This is a genomic window from Sporosarcina thermotolerans (genome assembly GCF_030067815.1).
Classification (GTDB): domain Bacteria; phylum Bacillota; class Bacilli; order Bacillales_A; family Planococcaceae; genus Sporosarcina; species Sporosarcina thermotolerans.
In genome coordinates this window covers 2576744-2591598 of the sequence record NZ_CP125968.1, presented here as the reverse complement: position 1 = coordinate 2591598, position 14855 = coordinate 2576744, and the positions used below count along the sequence as shown (strand labels likewise).

At 39.0% G+C, this 14855-nt stretch carries 15 protein-coding genes, 1 other RNA gene and 2 pseudogenes; 9 read left to right on the top strand and 9 right to left on the bottom strand.

What is annotated here, in order from left to right; translation table 11 throughout:
* Positions 1 to 59 precede the first annotated feature (59 nt).
* Positions 60 to 902, top strand: a complete 843-nt coding sequence (locus QNH10_RS14710) for a YitT family protein (RefSeq protein ID WP_283732128.1) — start codon at positions 60 to 62, stop codon at positions 900 to 902.
* A 32-nt stretch (positions 903 to 934) separates the two neighbouring features.
* Here the strand turns inward: QNH10_RS14710 and QNH10_RS14705 are convergent, their stop codons facing one another.
* The 3 genes from QNH10_RS14705 to QNH10_RS14695 form a co-directional block, all read right to left on the bottom strand.
* The gene (locus tag QNH10_RS14705) at positions 935 to 1915 is read right to left on the bottom strand and encodes an LCP family protein (RefSeq protein ID WP_283732127.1); all 981 of its coding nucleotides are present in this window, start codon (positions 1913 to 1915) and stop codon (positions 935 to 937) included.
* A 271-nt stretch (positions 1916 to 2186) separates the two neighbouring features.
* The gene (locus QNH10_RS14700; protein ID WP_283732126.1) at positions 2187 to 2843 is read right to left on the bottom strand and encodes a hypothetical protein; all 657 of its coding nucleotides are present in this window, start codon (positions 2841 to 2843) and stop codon (positions 2187 to 2189) included.
* Positions 2844 to 2989: 146 nt separating this feature from the next.
* The gene (locus QNH10_RS14695; RefSeq protein ID WP_283732125.1) at positions 2990 to 3118 is read right to left on the bottom strand and encodes a hypothetical protein; all 129 of its coding nucleotides are present in this window, start codon (positions 3116 to 3118) and stop codon (positions 2990 to 2992) included.
* Positions 3119 to 3502: 384 nt separating this feature from the next.
* Between QNH10_RS14695 and QNH10_RS14690 the strand changes: the two genes are divergently transcribed.
* On the top strand, positions 3503 to 4108 hold the full coding sequence (locus tag QNH10_RS14690) for a VanW family protein (protein ID WP_283732124.1): 606 nt from the start codon (positions 3503 to 3505) through the stop codon (positions 4106 to 4108).
* A gap of 44 nt (positions 4109 to 4152) precedes the next feature.
* Here the strand turns inward: QNH10_RS14690 and QNH10_RS14685 are convergent, their stop codons facing one another.
* From QNH10_RS14685 to QNH10_RS14675, 4 genes are all read right to left on the bottom strand, one after another.
* Positions 4153 to 4446: a DUF2653 family protein gene (locus QNH10_RS14685; RefSeq protein WP_283732123.1), complete on the bottom strand. Its 294-nt coding sequence runs from the start codon at positions 4444 to 4446 to the stop codon at positions 4153 to 4155.
* Positions 4447 to 4558: 112 nt separating this feature from the next.
* Complete coding sequence (locus tag QNH10_RS14680) at positions 4559 to 4888, bottom strand: hypothetical protein (RefSeq protein WP_430541068.1); 330 nt, start codon at positions 4886 to 4888, stop codon at positions 4559 to 4561.
* A gap of 94 nt (positions 4889 to 4982) precedes the next feature.
* A complete protein-coding gene (locus QNH10_RS20720) occupies positions 4983 to 5084 on the bottom strand; it encodes a hypothetical protein (RefSeq protein ID WP_347177893.1) in 102 nt (33 codons plus the stop codon).
* Between the two features lie 17 nt (positions 5085 to 5101).
* Positions 5102 to 5800 (bottom strand): S1C family serine protease, encoded by a 699-nt coding sequence (locus QNH10_RS14675; protein ID WP_347177892.1) that lies wholly within the window; start codon positions 5798 to 5800, stop codon positions 5102 to 5104.
* A 299-nt stretch (positions 5801 to 6099) separates the two neighbouring features.
* Between QNH10_RS14675 and QNH10_RS14670 the strand changes: the two genes are divergently transcribed.
* Positions 6100 to 6393: a YunC family protein gene (locus QNH10_RS14670; RefSeq protein ID WP_381427510.1), complete on the top strand. Its 294-nt coding sequence runs from the start codon at positions 6100 to 6102 to the stop codon at positions 6391 to 6393.
* A gap of 407 nt (positions 6394 to 6800) precedes the next feature.
* On the opposite strand, the gene ssrS is transcribed toward QNH10_RS14670, so the two are convergent.
* A non-coding RNA gene (gene ssrS, locus QNH10_RS14665) (6S RNA) lies at positions 6801 to 6992 on the bottom strand.
* A 124-nt stretch (positions 6993 to 7116) separates the two neighbouring features.
* On the opposite strand from ssrS, the pseudogene cax reads away from it, so the two are divergent.
* From cax to QNH10_RS14635, 6 genes and pseudogenes are all read left to right on the top strand, one after another.
* Positions 7117 to 8171: pseudogene (cax, locus tag QNH10_RS14660) on the top strand (calcium/proton exchanger).
* Positions 8172 to 8460: 289 nt separating this feature from the next.
* Positions 8461 to 10161, top strand: a complete 1701-nt coding sequence (locus QNH10_RS14655) for a peptide ABC transporter substrate-binding protein (RefSeq protein WP_283732121.1) — start codon at positions 8461 to 8463, stop codon at positions 10159 to 10161.
* Positions 10162 to 10307: 146 nt separating this feature from the next.
* Positions 10308 to 11240, top strand: coding sequence for an oligopeptide ABC transporter permease (gene opp3b, locus QNH10_RS14650; RefSeq protein ID WP_283732120.1), 933 nt, complete (start codon positions 10308 to 10310; stop codon positions 11238 to 11240).
* On the top strand, positions 11240 to 12259 hold the full coding sequence (gene opp3C, locus QNH10_RS14645; protein ID WP_283732119.1) for an oligopeptide ABC transporter permease: 1020 nt from the start codon (positions 11240 to 11242) through the stop codon (positions 12257 to 12259). Before opp3b ends, opp3C begins: the two co-directional genes overlap by 1 nt.
* Before the next feature lie 16 nt (positions 12260 to 12275).
* Positions 12276 to 13340, top strand: coding sequence for an ABC transporter ATP-binding protein (locus QNH10_RS14640; RefSeq protein ID WP_283732118.1), 1065 nt, complete (start codon positions 12276 to 12278; stop codon positions 13338 to 13340).
* Positions 13340 to 14271, top strand: a pseudogene (locus QNH10_RS14635) (ABC transporter ATP-binding protein). Before QNH10_RS14640 ends, QNH10_RS14635 begins: the two are co-directional and overlap by 1 nt.
* A gap of 48 nt (positions 14272 to 14319) precedes the next feature.
* Here the strand turns inward: QNH10_RS14635 and QNH10_RS14630 are convergent.
* On the bottom strand, positions 14320 to 14664 hold the full coding sequence (locus tag QNH10_RS14630; protein WP_283732117.1) for a DUF3899 domain-containing protein: 345 nt from the start codon (positions 14662 to 14664) through the stop codon (positions 14320 to 14322).
* Positions 14665 to 14855 lie beyond the last annotated feature (191 nt).

Here is a 14855-nt window from a genome sequence, read left to right as displayed (position 1 = left end):
GAAAAGAAGATACTTTCTTGAATTGTAGTATAATCGATTAGATATTAAAGGAGGTACTTATGTTTTTTATCGAGGCGAAAAGAATTATTGCGGTGATTTTCAGTGCTTTATTGGTAGCAATTTCATTAAACTTCTTCCTCATAAATGCCAATGTTTACGCAAGTGGATTTGCTGGAGCTGCCCAGCTTGTTTCCAGCATTTTGAATGATCATTTTGGAATATCACTAAGTACTGGAATTTTACTTTTGTTATTCAATATTCCTGTATTCATTCTTGGTTGGTTTAAAGTCGGTAGAGGTTTTACTATCTATAGTATAATATCGGTCTTTTTTACAACTTTGTTCCTTGAGTTATTGCCAATACTTTCACTATCCAATGATATTATTCTAAATGCGGTTTTCGGTGGGGTGATTGCAGGAGTTGGAGTTGGGATATCGTTAAAGCTTGGAGCATCCACCGGCGGAATGGATATTGTCGCAATGGTATTGTCCCGTCTACAGGATAAACCTATCGGTACGTATTTCTTATTGTTGAATGGAATTATTATTGTGCTTGCAGGCTTCTTATATGAACCAGAGAATGCACTTTATACGATGGTTGCCCTGTACGTCACTACTTCAGTCATTGATATGCTTCACACAAGACACGAGAAGGTAACGGCAATGATCATCACACATAAGGCAGATGACCTCCAACAAGCAATTCATAACAAAATGGTGCGAGGAATTACGATTGTGCCAGCAAAGGGCGCATATTCCAAAGAAGAGAAAAATATGTTGTATTTAGTAATCACAAGATATGAATTATATGATTTGGAAAAGATCATTAATGAAGTTGATCCGCAAGCCTTTACAAACATTGTTCAAACTGTAGGCATCTTCGGCTTTTTCAGAAGAGAATAAAGGGCATCCCTTTGTAATCGGGATGCCTTTTTTTATTTATTCGTTAAACTTTCTGTATCCGCTATCTCTTTTTTATCGCTAAGGAAATCATTCAAAGCCTCAATGTTTTGCTCCATATCGATATCAAGGACCGCACCTACATAATCAACTCGTTTATCGGAGTATGAGCCATCAACCGGAAGACGCAATGTCTCGATTTTTTCGGATTTATTGTCCATAATCCCTTTACCGATCGAGAGAATCTTCATCTTATCAAGATTCGTATCGACATATGCATCAGCCGCACCTAAGAGCTTTGGTAGACTTAAAATGCTATGGATACTTACAGCTTCATCTTTCAATTTTGAAAGTACTTCCTGTTGACGATCCACGCGACCAAAATCATTTTTGGAATCATGACGGAAACGGACGTATCCTAATAGTTGGTCACCGTGTAAAATTTGCTTGCCTGGCTTTAGCGTCATATAAATCCCGTGTTCCATCGTATAGGGGATGTCAACCTCTATTCCGTCCGGTGCAATAATATCAGCAATCTTTGGAAAACCTTTAAAGTCAACCATTGCGTAATAGTGTATATCTAACCCGAAGTTTTCTTTAATTGTCTGTCGGACCAATTCTGGACCTCCGACTGTATAGGCAGTGTTAATCTTTTGCTTTCTATAACCGGGTATATCCACGTATACATCTCGCATAATAGAAATTAATTTTACTTTTTTGGTTTCCTGATTGTAATTAGCAATCATTAATGTGTCTGAATGTCCGTCTTCATTTTTACGGGCGTCCGATCCTAAGAGTAATACATTGATCTCTCCGAATTGTGGTTCAGGACCGTCAAAAATACCGAAGTCTTCATTTTGTCCTTTTAATGTCCCATCACCAGAAAGCGATAATCCTTTATTATATTGGTCGACCCAATAATAAACTCCGAAGGCAAGCAACACTAAAATGATGCCGATACCAATTCCGAACTTCTTTTTTCTTTTCTTTTGCGTCCTTATGTCGTGTCTATTCATCTAAGTCACCGCCTTATCTATATAAAATCTTAATTTATTAATATGATTGATTAGCACGCGTATCATATCACCTAATAACTTACTGGGCAAGTATTATTTCAATAGATATAGACGTACAAGGACTTGAAAAGTTTTATAGTTTCCGTAAAAAGTTTATTGTGAAAATAAAGGCAAAACAGAGGATTGTTTAGTTAAAGTCAAAAAATGGTTAAAAATAGCCTTTGCCATAAGTTAGTCGCTCATGGCAAAGGCTATTTATTGATGTCACGATTTATCTTCCGGGCACATCCCGCTCTTCAACAAACACATGTACATCAGGCTCATGCTCCTCATTGATTTCGAGAGCTTTTTTCTCTGCATCCTCCCTGTTCTCATATAATCCTACTTCAAGGTAAAACTCGCTTTCCCATGTGGAAAATAGTATTCCGTTTTCCCGAAGTACTCGCAGTCCTTTTTCTTTTAATAAATATTCTTCATAATAAGGAATATCTCCACCGAATAAATGAGAAGGAGTTCGTACGGTGTATAGTTTTGTTGCGGTCGGTTCCTCATCTGCAGCAACACTGACTACAAGTTGTGCAGGATCGGCATATTCCTCACCTGCAATTTTTACCGGTCCTTTAAAAACGATTGTAAAACGAATGGCTGAATCATCATGTGTGACGAGCCAATAGGCATCCTCAACTAAATCACTGTTTTTCAAATCGATGAATTCATTTGCATCAAATGCCCGTGCCCCGTGTATCGTAAAGGTCATCGTATACGGATTTTCTTGATATTTAATCATATAGACCGGTGCTAAAAGCTGATATTCTTCTTCTTCACCCCTCTGCGTGAAATGGATACTGATATGTTCCACATCATCTTCTTTTTCAAAAGTAATCGATTTGACGTTTACATTATCTGTAATCGTTCCTCCTGTTGCCAATCCATACTCAAACGCAAATGTCTTGACTGGATTCCCAGTATCTGAAATGTCATTGCTTTTGGAATTTGTGGTGGCGACAGCCTCATCTTTCTCCGGTTCCTCGGATACCGGTTCGTTTCCAAATTCAACAGCTTTTACTATATGGCCTAAACAGGAGTATCCGATATACGTGCTGCGAAGCTTGGTATCGTATTTACTGCAGCAATGAACAGGATGAAAGTCGCGATTAGCCAAGCTAAAAAAGGGAAGCCGTTTTTGCTATTTTGCTTTTTCATTTAGTTTATCCTCCTTTTTAGTTCAATTTTCCGAATTTAGTAGATATATATATCCTATCATTTGAGTTTGAAAAATAGAGCAGATAACTGAAATATATTTTTATGGCAGGAAGGATAAGAAGATTTGCAAGATGAATATAGTAGAGAGTCGCTATGATGATTACAAGGGGAGAAAATGATGCGATTGTCAGAGATTCATCCATTTTTTTATCATGCTCGAATTGAGCAGAAAAGGTTTTTTCGCTACATTAGTAATTTGAAGACTAAGAAACAGTTCGCAAGGCAAAAGGTCGAAACGAATTTTCGATTCACATGTAAAAAACATCAATCCTTATTACGGAGAAGATTAGGGACAGTGATCCGATTCTGCAGGAGAATAAAATCGTGAACGTAAGAATGGCCGCAAGTAGAATTGACGGTATACTCATTCAACCGGGAGAAGTATTTTCCTTTTGGGAATTGGTTGGGAGGGCCACAAAGAAAAAAGGTTATATCGAAGGGATGCAATTATCAAGAGGAGAAGTGAAAACCGGAATCGGGGGCGGTATTTGTCAGTTGGCAAACCTTCTCTATTGGATGGTGCTACATACACCGATGACTGTTATTGAACGGCATCATCATAGCTTTGATCCTTTCCCTGATGAGGGAAGGGTTCTTCCGTTCGGCAGCGGGGCGAGCGTTTTTTATAATTATGTGGACTTGCGGTTTAAGAATACGACTACTTATACGTTTCAAATCCGTTTATGGCTGACGGATCGACATTTGAAAGGTGCTGTTTTTGTGAATGAAGAAATGGAATATAGTTACCATATTGAAGAAAGGGAACATCAATTTTATCGACAAAAAGAAAAAAACTATAGAAAGAACGAAATTTGGCGGCGGACGATTGATAAGCGCACAGGGGACTGTGTAAGTGAAGAATTAGTCATAAAGAATAATTCAGAAGTGAAGTATGAGGTGAGTGAGAGGGAGTTAGTCACAACAAGTTAAAAAGGCCAGGCGGTCATTTGCCCGCCCGGCCATGCATTAAAATGTCACTGTATAGAAGCAATAATTCCTTCTTCCCTATCCAGCAAAAGTTTTATGCTTGCTGCATAAGGATCACCTTGTAATACTTCCTTTATATAGAAGCGAATTGATTGAATCATTTCGAACGAGCCAATCACGTATTTTTTATCGAAAAATTCCACTTCCGCAGAAAAGCCTTCATCATCGTCATAGATTAACTCAACTTCAACGTTTTCTGGCAACACATTTTCATGTTTCCATGCTTGTTCAAGACAAATCGCATTAATGATATCTTGCTCGGACATCATTAATTCCGCCATTGATTAACTTCCTCTTTTTCTTTCTTCGCTTTTAGAAGCGTGAAGATCTTCCGTATTAGACTAATCGCAAATACAATAGCAAGTACATTGATCATTAAGCCTAAAATTGACCCTAACATTCCCATATTGGCGAATAGGCTACCGAAAAGTAAGCCTGCAAGCCTCCGATGAACAATCCCCTCATAAGTCCGCCGGAGAAGAAACCGCCCTTCGTGGAAGTGTTTTGGGAAGATTTATTAAATGATGTGTTTTCATCTTGTTTTTTCTTATCCACTTTTGGTTGATTATTGATGCTGTTTTGTTGTGGATTTGTATTAAAGCCTTTCTTTCCTGATTTATACCTTTTCGCTTCAACAGTTGTTGCATGATCATTTAACACTAAGCTGCCGATAGGCGACATAACAATCGTCAAGGCAATTAGCGCAGACAAGATTTTCTTCAATTTCATTTCCCTCCAGTTAGCTGTAAAAAAACTAAGATGTACCTAAAATAGTATAATTCATTTTAAAAGTAAACTATACTAATTTGCCTTATTGTTAGTGGTTAAGTTGATATTCGTAAAACAAATCGATCGGGATGAATAATCCAACTTTGCCATGCTCTTCATGATCCAAAGTAGCAAAGACGACACCGACCACTTGCCCGTATTCATTTATTACCGGACTACCACTATTTCCCCATATACCGGAGCTTTTATCATAATTACCTCGTCCACCCAGTTTTTTAATGTAATGGGAGCCAATATTGTTCCTTCATTTGCGATTCCTTTAAAGCTTAATGGATTTCCGATAAAAGTAATCGGGTCATTTTCTTCCATTCCGTTGTCCTTTGCAAGAGGTAGGGAAGGAAAGTCGTTCCCTTCAATTTCAAGTACAGCCAAATCGATCTCCGGATATGTTTCTAAAATGGTTGCATTATAACGACCATCCTCCGGAAAAACGACTGTAATAAAATTATTTTCTTCAATTACATGATAATTTGTTAAAATTATGCCTTCTTCGGATATGGAGAACCCCGTCCCTTTTCCGTTCTCGGTCGAAACAACCACAACAGATTTTTTATAGGTAGCTATATTTTCCTGTTTCGAAAGTTTTGCAGACGTTATTAGAAATTCAATCGCCGGAATCGAAAACACTTGAAAAAGTCCAACAAACGTACTCAGCGCTAACGTGATCGACATTAGCCAAACAAACCATTTCGGAATACGTCTCTTTGGTAACGCAACTTCCTCGGACGATCTTAGCAAAGCCTCCCTTTGAGCCTCCAACACAAGTTCATTTATCTCCTCATCACTCATTTGTTCGAACTGATCATTGCTTTCATCGTGGACAAGATTATCTTTTTCAGTAGTCAATTACTATTCACTTCCCCGCAAGTAAGAACTTTCTATTATTATAGCAAAAATTTGAATTAATTTAGAATGAACCTAAACCTGTACCTGATATTTCGTTGCTTGAAGTGGAAGGCGGCGACTCCTGTGGGGTTAAGCGCGAATGGTGAGACCCCGCAGGAGCAAAGCGACGAGGAGGCTCACCCGCGCCCCACGGAAAGCGTCCGCCTGAAACGTAAAGCAACAGTTATAATGTAATCCGTTCACATTTTGTACCTTACCACCATATGTATAAAGGGGAAAGGGGAGAGTAATTGGTTTCAATGACACCCATTATTATAAACGGTCACACATTTACAGCAGTGACTGTTCTGTTACCTAAAACAACCTTACTTACCGTCTCAAACGACAAAGGATACATCATGTGTGGTGCACTTGATGTAGCTTTACTGAATAACGTCCTTGCAGATCGGAAAATAATCGCTGGAAGAGCTGTCGGGGTAAAAACAATCGAACAATTATTAAAAGCTCCACTCGAATCAATTACAAAAGAAGCAGAAACTTTAGGGATTCATGTAGGCATGATTGGTGAAGAAGCCTTATTAAAAATGGTATAAAGAAAAAGCATCGAATCGGTTGTTGTGAACCGCTTCGATGCTTTTTCTTTTTAAATATTAACGATTGTTGTTGTTATTGTTATTATTGTTGTTATTTCTGTTATTACGGTTATTCTTATTCCTGTCGTCGTTGTTTCTGTTGTTATTATCTTGATTGTTTACATCAAAAAAGTCTTGACCGAATTCAGTATTGTTGTTTCTGTTTTGATTTCGATTGTTTTGGTCGTTCCTGTTGTTATTGTTGTTCCTGTTTTGTCTATTGTCTGGCATATGAGACATCTCCTTAAATAATTGTTAAGTGAAATGGTCACTTACACAATGTATGATGTCCTAAGTTCAAAAAAATATCCTTTAACATAATAAATGTAAAAAACACCATCCAATGGATGGTGTTGAAATTATGTATCAAACAAGCCGCTTTTGCCGTATCGAGTCATAGAAAGTTTTAAACCACCACTCCTCAAAGTGGGTGTTCGCAGAAACGCTCCTGTTCGTCCCGATTAATAATGAATCGGCATACCATTCCTGTTTCAATGTAAAACTCCCTTTTACAGCTTAAAGGTTAAAACTTAATGTGAATACGTACAATGCAGCCTGTGAATTCATCTTACATGACTTTTTGCTGCGTGGCAATGAAAATAACTTCCAGTTCCAAAAAGGAATGGAAGCCGTTTGCATTTTCGCCTATAGGGAAAGATAAGTTAGCGAAAGGGAGTGAGGAATATGAATCGTGTATTTTTGTTTCTTGCATTCACAGGAGTTCCGTCGGTGTTGATTGGCTCTTTATTAAATTGGCCTGCGATTCCTATTTTTTTAATAAGCTGTGTTAGTATCATTGCGCTTTCGGGGTTTATTGGCAGAGCAACGGAAAGTCTTGCCATTGTGAGTGGACCGAGAATAGGCGGCTTATTGAATGCAACATTCGGCAATGCAGTCGAATTGATCATTTCTATATTCACATTAAAAGCAGGTTTAATCGGGATCGTTCTTGCATCGCTAACAGGGTCCGTCCTTGGGAACTTGTTGCTTGTATTGGGTTTTTCCTTTTTGCGGGAGGGATTAAATATAAAACGCAAAATTTCAGCATTCGTGATGCCCGATATAATTCAGGTTTGTTAATATTTGCGGTTATTGTTGCATTTGTGATTCCCGAAATCTTTTCGCTGAAGATGAATCCTCAAAATACGGTTACATTAAGTATAGGCGTATCGATCATTTTAATCGCCTTATATTTGGCTGGCCTGTTTTTTAAACTTGTGACACATCGAGGTGTGTTTGCTTCTTCCGATAAAGATGTGGAAAAGGAAATTGAAATTCCAGAATGGTCAAAGAACAAGTCGATCATTGTACTTCTTTTATCAACTGTTGCTGTTGCGTTTGTATCCGAAAAATTAGTGCATACATTCGAAACGCTTGGTGACCGATTCGGTTGGACGGAATTATTCATTGGAGTCATCATCGTTGCAATTGTAGGGAACGCTGCGGAACACTTCTCAGCAATAACGATGGCAATGAAAGATAGGATGGATGTGGCTGTCGAAATTGCGGTTGGTTCAACATTACAGGTAGCTATGTTTGTCGCACCTATACTTGTTATCGTTTCACTATTCATGCCAGTGACGATGCCATTAGTGTTTACAATTCCTGAATTGGTAGCCATGGTAACAGCTACTTTTCTTGTTATCAATTTATGTAATGATGGTGAATCCAATTGGTTTGAGGGTCTAACGTTACTATCTGCGTATCTTATTATTGGTATTGGGTTTTATTTCTTATAAAGAATAAATTTTATCACAATAACTTTAATTTGAATTGTATTCATATTTAAAGCATTTATTTAATTTAAATATAACTGTTTATTATATCTTGTTTGGAATGGTGTTAAAATGAACTACACTCATTAATCCCTTAGTTATAAGGTTTTATTGATAATTCATTTATGATAGTTAATTTTCTAATAATATTTTCAGAATAACTATTCAATAAAAACAGTTTGATTTCAGTTGTTTTCGTTGTATAATATAAAAGTGTTAATTCTTCTGACAATTACAAAGGGAGGTCATCATCATGAAGAGAAACAAAATGCTATTGCTCATGGCCCTTTCTTTAGTGCTTAGTGTCGTTCTTGCAGCTTGTGGAGGGAAAGACGAGGCGCCTAATAAAAGTGGCAGTAATGCAACAGGGCAAAATGAAGGAACCGGAGAGCCGGATGCGGAGCAAGTGCTTAACTTGATTGAAGGGGCGACAATTCCTTCCGTAGACTCTGCTATCGTAGAAGACCAAGTAGGATTCAACGTTTTGAATAACGTTAACGAAGGTCTGTACCGTTTGAACTTGGAAAACGTTGCTGAACCTGCTATCGCTGCTGAAGAAGCAGTAGTAAGCGAAGATGGATTGACTTACACATTCAAACTTCGTGACGCAAAATGGTCTGACGGATCAGAAGTTACTGCTCATGACTTCGTATTTGCATGGCAACGTGCAATCGACCCAGATACTGGATCACCTTATGGTCCATTTATGATGTCTGGTGTTGTTAAAAACGCAACAGCAATTAGTGAAGGGAAAATGGACAAGTCAGAATTAGGCATTGTTGCCGAAGACGACAAAACATTGGTTGTTACTTTGGAGCGTCCAGTGCCATATTTCTTATCTCTAATGTCTTTCGGAACATTCTACCCACAAAAAGAAGAATTTGTAACAGATAAGGGCGATGCCTATGCAGCGAACTCCGATAACCTTCTTTACAACGGTCCATTCATTTTAACTGAGTGGGATGGAACAGGGGATAGCTGGGTTTATAAGAAAAATGAGAACTATTGGGATGCAGAAAATGTTAAACTCGACACGATTAATGTTGATGTAGTAAAAGACTCTGCAACCGCTGTAAAACTATATAATGATGGCAAAAAAGACCGTGCTGGTGTATCCGGTGACTTGGCGCTTCAATATGCCGGACATGCTGAAGCAGTAGTTGAACCTGATACATCTATATTCTTTTTGAAGTTTAACCAAATGAAGGACGGCAAAGAAACGCCGCTTGCAAATGAAAACATTCGTAAGGCTATTGCTAAGTCTTTCCAAAAAGAGGATTTGGCTGATGTAGTCCTTGCGAATGGCTCAAGTGCTGCAAACTTCATCGTACCGAAAGAATTCGCTTTTGATGAAAACGGAAATGATTTCCGTGATATGAACGGCGACCTATTGGTGTACGATACTGAAGAAGCGAAAGACTACTGGCAAAAAGGTTTGGACGAGCTTGGAGTATCTAATTTAGAACTTGAAATCCTTGGTGGGGACAGTGAACTTTCCAAGAAAATGGATGAATATTTCAAAGATCAACTTGAAAGCAATCTTAAAGGATTGAAGATCAAGCTGAAAGAAGTACCGTTTTCAGTTCGATTGGAGCTTGAAACTAATCAAGATTACGATATCGAAGTATCTGGATGGGGGCCTGACTTCCAAGACCCGATTTCATTTATGGATATGTTCGTCACTAATGTGACTAACAATTTGATGTCTTATTCAAATTCGGAGTACGATGCGCTAATCAGTTCAACAAAAGATGAACTTGCATTAGATCCAAAAGCGCGTTACGAAGCATTTGCTAAGGCTGAAAAGATTCTTTTAGAAGACGATGCTGCAATCGCACCGATTTATCAAAAAGGATCCATCCAATTACAAAAGCCTTACTTCAAGGATCTTGGTGTGCATCCATTTGGCGCGGACTATAGCTATAAATGGGCTTATATCTCCGGTAAAAAATAAGGGATACGAGTAAATGCTTAATATGCCAGAGAGTATATGGACGGTAATTTGTTCATATACTCTCTCTTTTTAACTAATCGGTTGGAAATCTTTAAATTGAATGAAATAGGTTATTCTACAATTATTGAGCAATATGGAGGTGCGAAATGGTTAAATATGTTGGTAAGCGTCTAATTTATATGTTCCTCACGATGTTCCTCATTGCGACAGCAACTTTTTTCCTTATGCAAACGCTACCAGGTTCACCGATAGCCTCGTATAACAAGCTAAATGAGTCACAAAGGGCAATCGTTGAGAAAAAATATGGCATCGACAAACCGAAACCGGTGCAATATGCCATCTATATGAAGAATTTGGCGAAAGGGGATTTGGGTACATCATTCGTCTTTAAAGGGAAAAGTGTAAACGACCTTCTTGCAAGTCGCTTTAAACCTTCCTTAATCCTTGGGGCACAAGCGATGGTATTCGGTACAATTATTGGTATCCTTTTAGGTATGCTTGCCGCGCTCCGGCAAAATACATTTTGGGATTACGGAAGTACATTCTTTGCGATATTGGGTATATCGATTCCATCCTTTGTCTTCGCATCATTACTTCAATATTGGATCGCTTCCGAATGGCATCTACTGCCGGTTGGATTATGGAATGATGGCTGGAAATCCAGTATCTTGCCATCTATCGCGTTGGCTATGGGCCCGCTTGCTTTATCTGCGAGGTTCATACGGACGGAAATGATTGAAGTGTTGAGTTCGGACTATATAACGTTGGCAAAAGCTAAAGGTGCAAACGGCTTCGAAATCGCCTTTAAGCACGCACTACGTAATGCGTTGATACCTTTGGTTACAGTATTGGGTCCGGTTGCGGCTGGTCTTGTAACAGGATCGCTTGTTGTAGAGCAGATTTTCGCAATCCCAGGTATCGGGGAGCAATTCGTTTCTTCTATTATGACAAATGATCACGCGACGATTATGGGAACAACTTTATTCTTCTCAGCATTCCTGATTGTCGTTATTTTCATCGTTGATATTTTATACGGAATCATTGATCCACGAATCCGTCTGTCTGGAGGTAAGGGATAATGCAAAATGATAAACAGCAATTACCGCCAGAAAAATTCGAACGTGTAACGATTGATACACATACAGCGGAGAGAATTACAAAACCAAGTTTAAGTTTCTGGCAAGATGCTTGGCTTCGCTTACGCAAAAACAAAGCGGCTATCGTCAGTATGGTTGTCTTGGTATTGTTGGTATTGATGGCGCTTGTGGGACCACATTTAAACGGTCGCTCGGGAGATACTCAAAATCTTCGTCATGCTAACTTGCCACCTAAAATTCCTGGCATCGAGAATTTGGGTATTTTTAATGGTGTCGGTGAATTAGGTGGACAAAAGGTCGATCTGTATGAAGTGAAAAAAGTCGACGAGTATTATTGGTTCGGAACGGATGGGTTAGGACGTGATTTGTTCACCCGACTTTGGGAAGGAACTCAGATCTCGCTATTGATCGCTTTCATTGCGGCGTTGATTGACGTTGTGATTGGAGTAGCTTATGGTGGCATTTCGGGCTACTTCGGTGGTCGGACAGATGACGTCATGCAACGGATTGTGGAAATCCTAATCGGAATTCCGACGTTGATCGTCGTTATTCTCATGATTCTTATTATGGAGCCGGGGATAACTGCAATCATCATTGCGATTTCCATCACGGGTTGGATAGGGATGTCCCGTATCGTACGTGCACAAATTTTGAAATTCAAAGGCCAAGAATTTGTTCTTGCTTCAAGAACCCTGGGAGCCGGCCATAGTCGTATCATTACAAAACATCTATTGCCAAATATATTAGGGATTGTCATCATCAATACAATGTTCACAATTCCGAGTGCAATATTCTTTGAAGCGTTTCTGAGCTTTATCGGGATTGGTCTTCAACCGCCAGCAGCTTCACTTGGTACATTAATTAACGATGGATATAAAGTAATGGAATTCCAACCATATGTACTTTTATTCCCGGCGTTGGTCATTAGTATTTTGATGATCGCGTTCAACTTAATCGGTGACGGTTTACGTGATGCGCTTGATCCGAAAATGAAAGATTGATTGGAGGAAAGCCGAGATGGAAAAAATATTGCAAGTAAAAGACTTGGAGCTTTCCTTCCATACCTTTGCCGGTGAAGTGAAAGCAATCCGTGGAGTAAGCTTTGATTTGAACAAAGGGGAGACGTTGGCGATTGTAGGCGAGTCTGGGTCAGGGAAATCGGTGACCACGAAGTCGATTATGCGATTGCTACCCGAGTCGAGCTCCGAGTTTAAAAACGGAGAAATCCTTTTTGAAAGTAAGGATCTAACGAAGTTGCCTGAAAAGGAAATGCAGAAAATCAGAGGGAAAGACATTTCGATGATTTTCCAGGATCCGATGACATCTCTGAATCCGACGATGCCGATCGGAAAGCAGGTTATGGAACCGATTCTAAAACACCAAAAAGTAAGTAAGTCAAAAGCGATGGAAGTTGCCGTCGACTTATTGAAAATGGTCGGAATTCCAAACGCGGAAAACCGATATAAAATGTACCCGCACCAATTTTCTGGGGGACAAAGACAACGGATAGTTATTGCAATTGCACTTGCATGTAATCCTAAAGTGTTGATCGCCGACGAACCAACAACTGCACTTGACGTTACAATCCAGGCACAAATTTTGGAATTGATGAAAGATATCCAGAAGAAAGTTGATACTTCTATCATCTTCATCACGCATGACCTTGGTGTAGTTGCGAACGTCGCCGATCGTGTTGCGGTTATGTATGGAGGCCGTATTGTGGAAGTCGGTACAGTCGATGAAATATTCTATAACCCTCAACATCCATACACATGGGGACTTTTAAGCTCTATGCCATCGTTGGATCTTGAAGAGGAAAGACTTTATGCGATTCCGGGTACTCCGCCAGATCTATTGAATCCGCCAGTAGGTGATGCATTTGCACTGCGTAGTGAATATGCTTTACAAATTGACTTGGAGCAAGCGCCGCCGATGTTCAAGGTAAGTGATACACATTACGCAGCTACATGGCTGCTTCATCCAAACGCACCAAAAGTCGACCCGCCAGCAACGATCATTGAGCGAATGAAGACTTTCCGTGCAAGCAGATATTATGAAGAGACTAATGGAGGTGAAGCGTAATGGCAGAAAAATTGCTTGAAGTAAAGAACTTGAAACAATACTTTAATGCCGGAAAACCTTCAGAAGTTAAAGCGATTGATAATATTAGCTTTGACATATATCGTGGTGAAACATTCGGCTTAGTTGGTGAGTCGGGTTGCGGTAAATGACGACGGGCCGGACGATTATCCGACTTTACGACGCTACAGACGGAGAAGTCCTTTATGATGGTGTTAGTGTCCATGGGAGCAAGTCAAATGCTGAAGTGAAATCTTTAAATCAGAAAATGCAAATGATATTCCAAGACCCTTATGCTTCTTTGAACCCAAGGATGAAGGTTATGGATATTATCGCTGAAGGCCTTGATATCCATGGTCTTGTGAAAAATGCCAAGGAACGTAAGCAGAAGGTAATCGAACTGCTTGAAACGGTAGGTTTGAATAAGGAACATGCGGAACGGTATCCCCATGAATTCTCAGGTGGTCAGCGCCAACGGATTGGTATTGCTCGTGCGTTAGCTGTGAACCCTGAATTCATCATTGCGGATGAGCCGATTTCTGCATTAGACGTTTCAATCCAAGCGCAGGTTGTCAATTTATTAAGGGATTTGCAGAAAGAGAAAGGTCTTACATATTTATTCATCGCACATGATTTATCGATGGTTAAATATATTTCAGACCGGATCGGTGTAATGTATTTTGGTAAACTTGTCGAAATGGCGACTGCTGAAGAACTCTACAAGAATCCGATGCACCCATATACAAAATCATTACTTTCTGCTATTCCGTTGCCGGATCCAATCTATGAACGCTCACGTGTCAGAACGCCATATAATCCGGAAGACCATAAATACGGCCCAGATGAAAAAGTGGAGTTCCGTGAAATATCACCTGAACACTTCGTTTTAAGTTCGGATAAAGAATTTGAAGAAATGAAAAAGCAGTTAAAATAAAAAAAGTAAAGCCGCCTCCATCTGATTAGTGATGGAAGGCGGCTTTTATTATATAGAATAGACTAATAAGGCGACTAACATTAGCAGAATGACTGGAACACCAAGACGGAAAAAGAAGTTAGGTTTTATGGTGATAACTTCTGATGGGGGCCTCATCGTCATAATATCTTCCTGGACATGTTTTCTATAAAAGACTTTTTTCATGCTTGTCGAGAAGAAATCAAAGAAACCAGATTGGAAAACAAGAACTGCAAGGCCCATGAATAGTAATGCTGATCCTATATTGAATGAAACATTAATATAGTCTAAAAGCGTTGCTTCTCCATTTAAAACAAACAATAGTAAAATAATTAATAATTGGCTTACAATAACATTAATTACAATTCTCTTCATATTCTAACCTCTTTTTTATTGTTTATATAATTGTTTATTCCTGTATATTATAACAAATAGGAAAAGAAAGCAATTAGTATAAACCTTATTAAATCAATGTTTCTCTCTAAAATATTGACAATATAAAAACTTCTAATTACTTTAACATAATATTGTTTCTGAAAAAATCGTTAAAAAGGCTTTGACTTGAG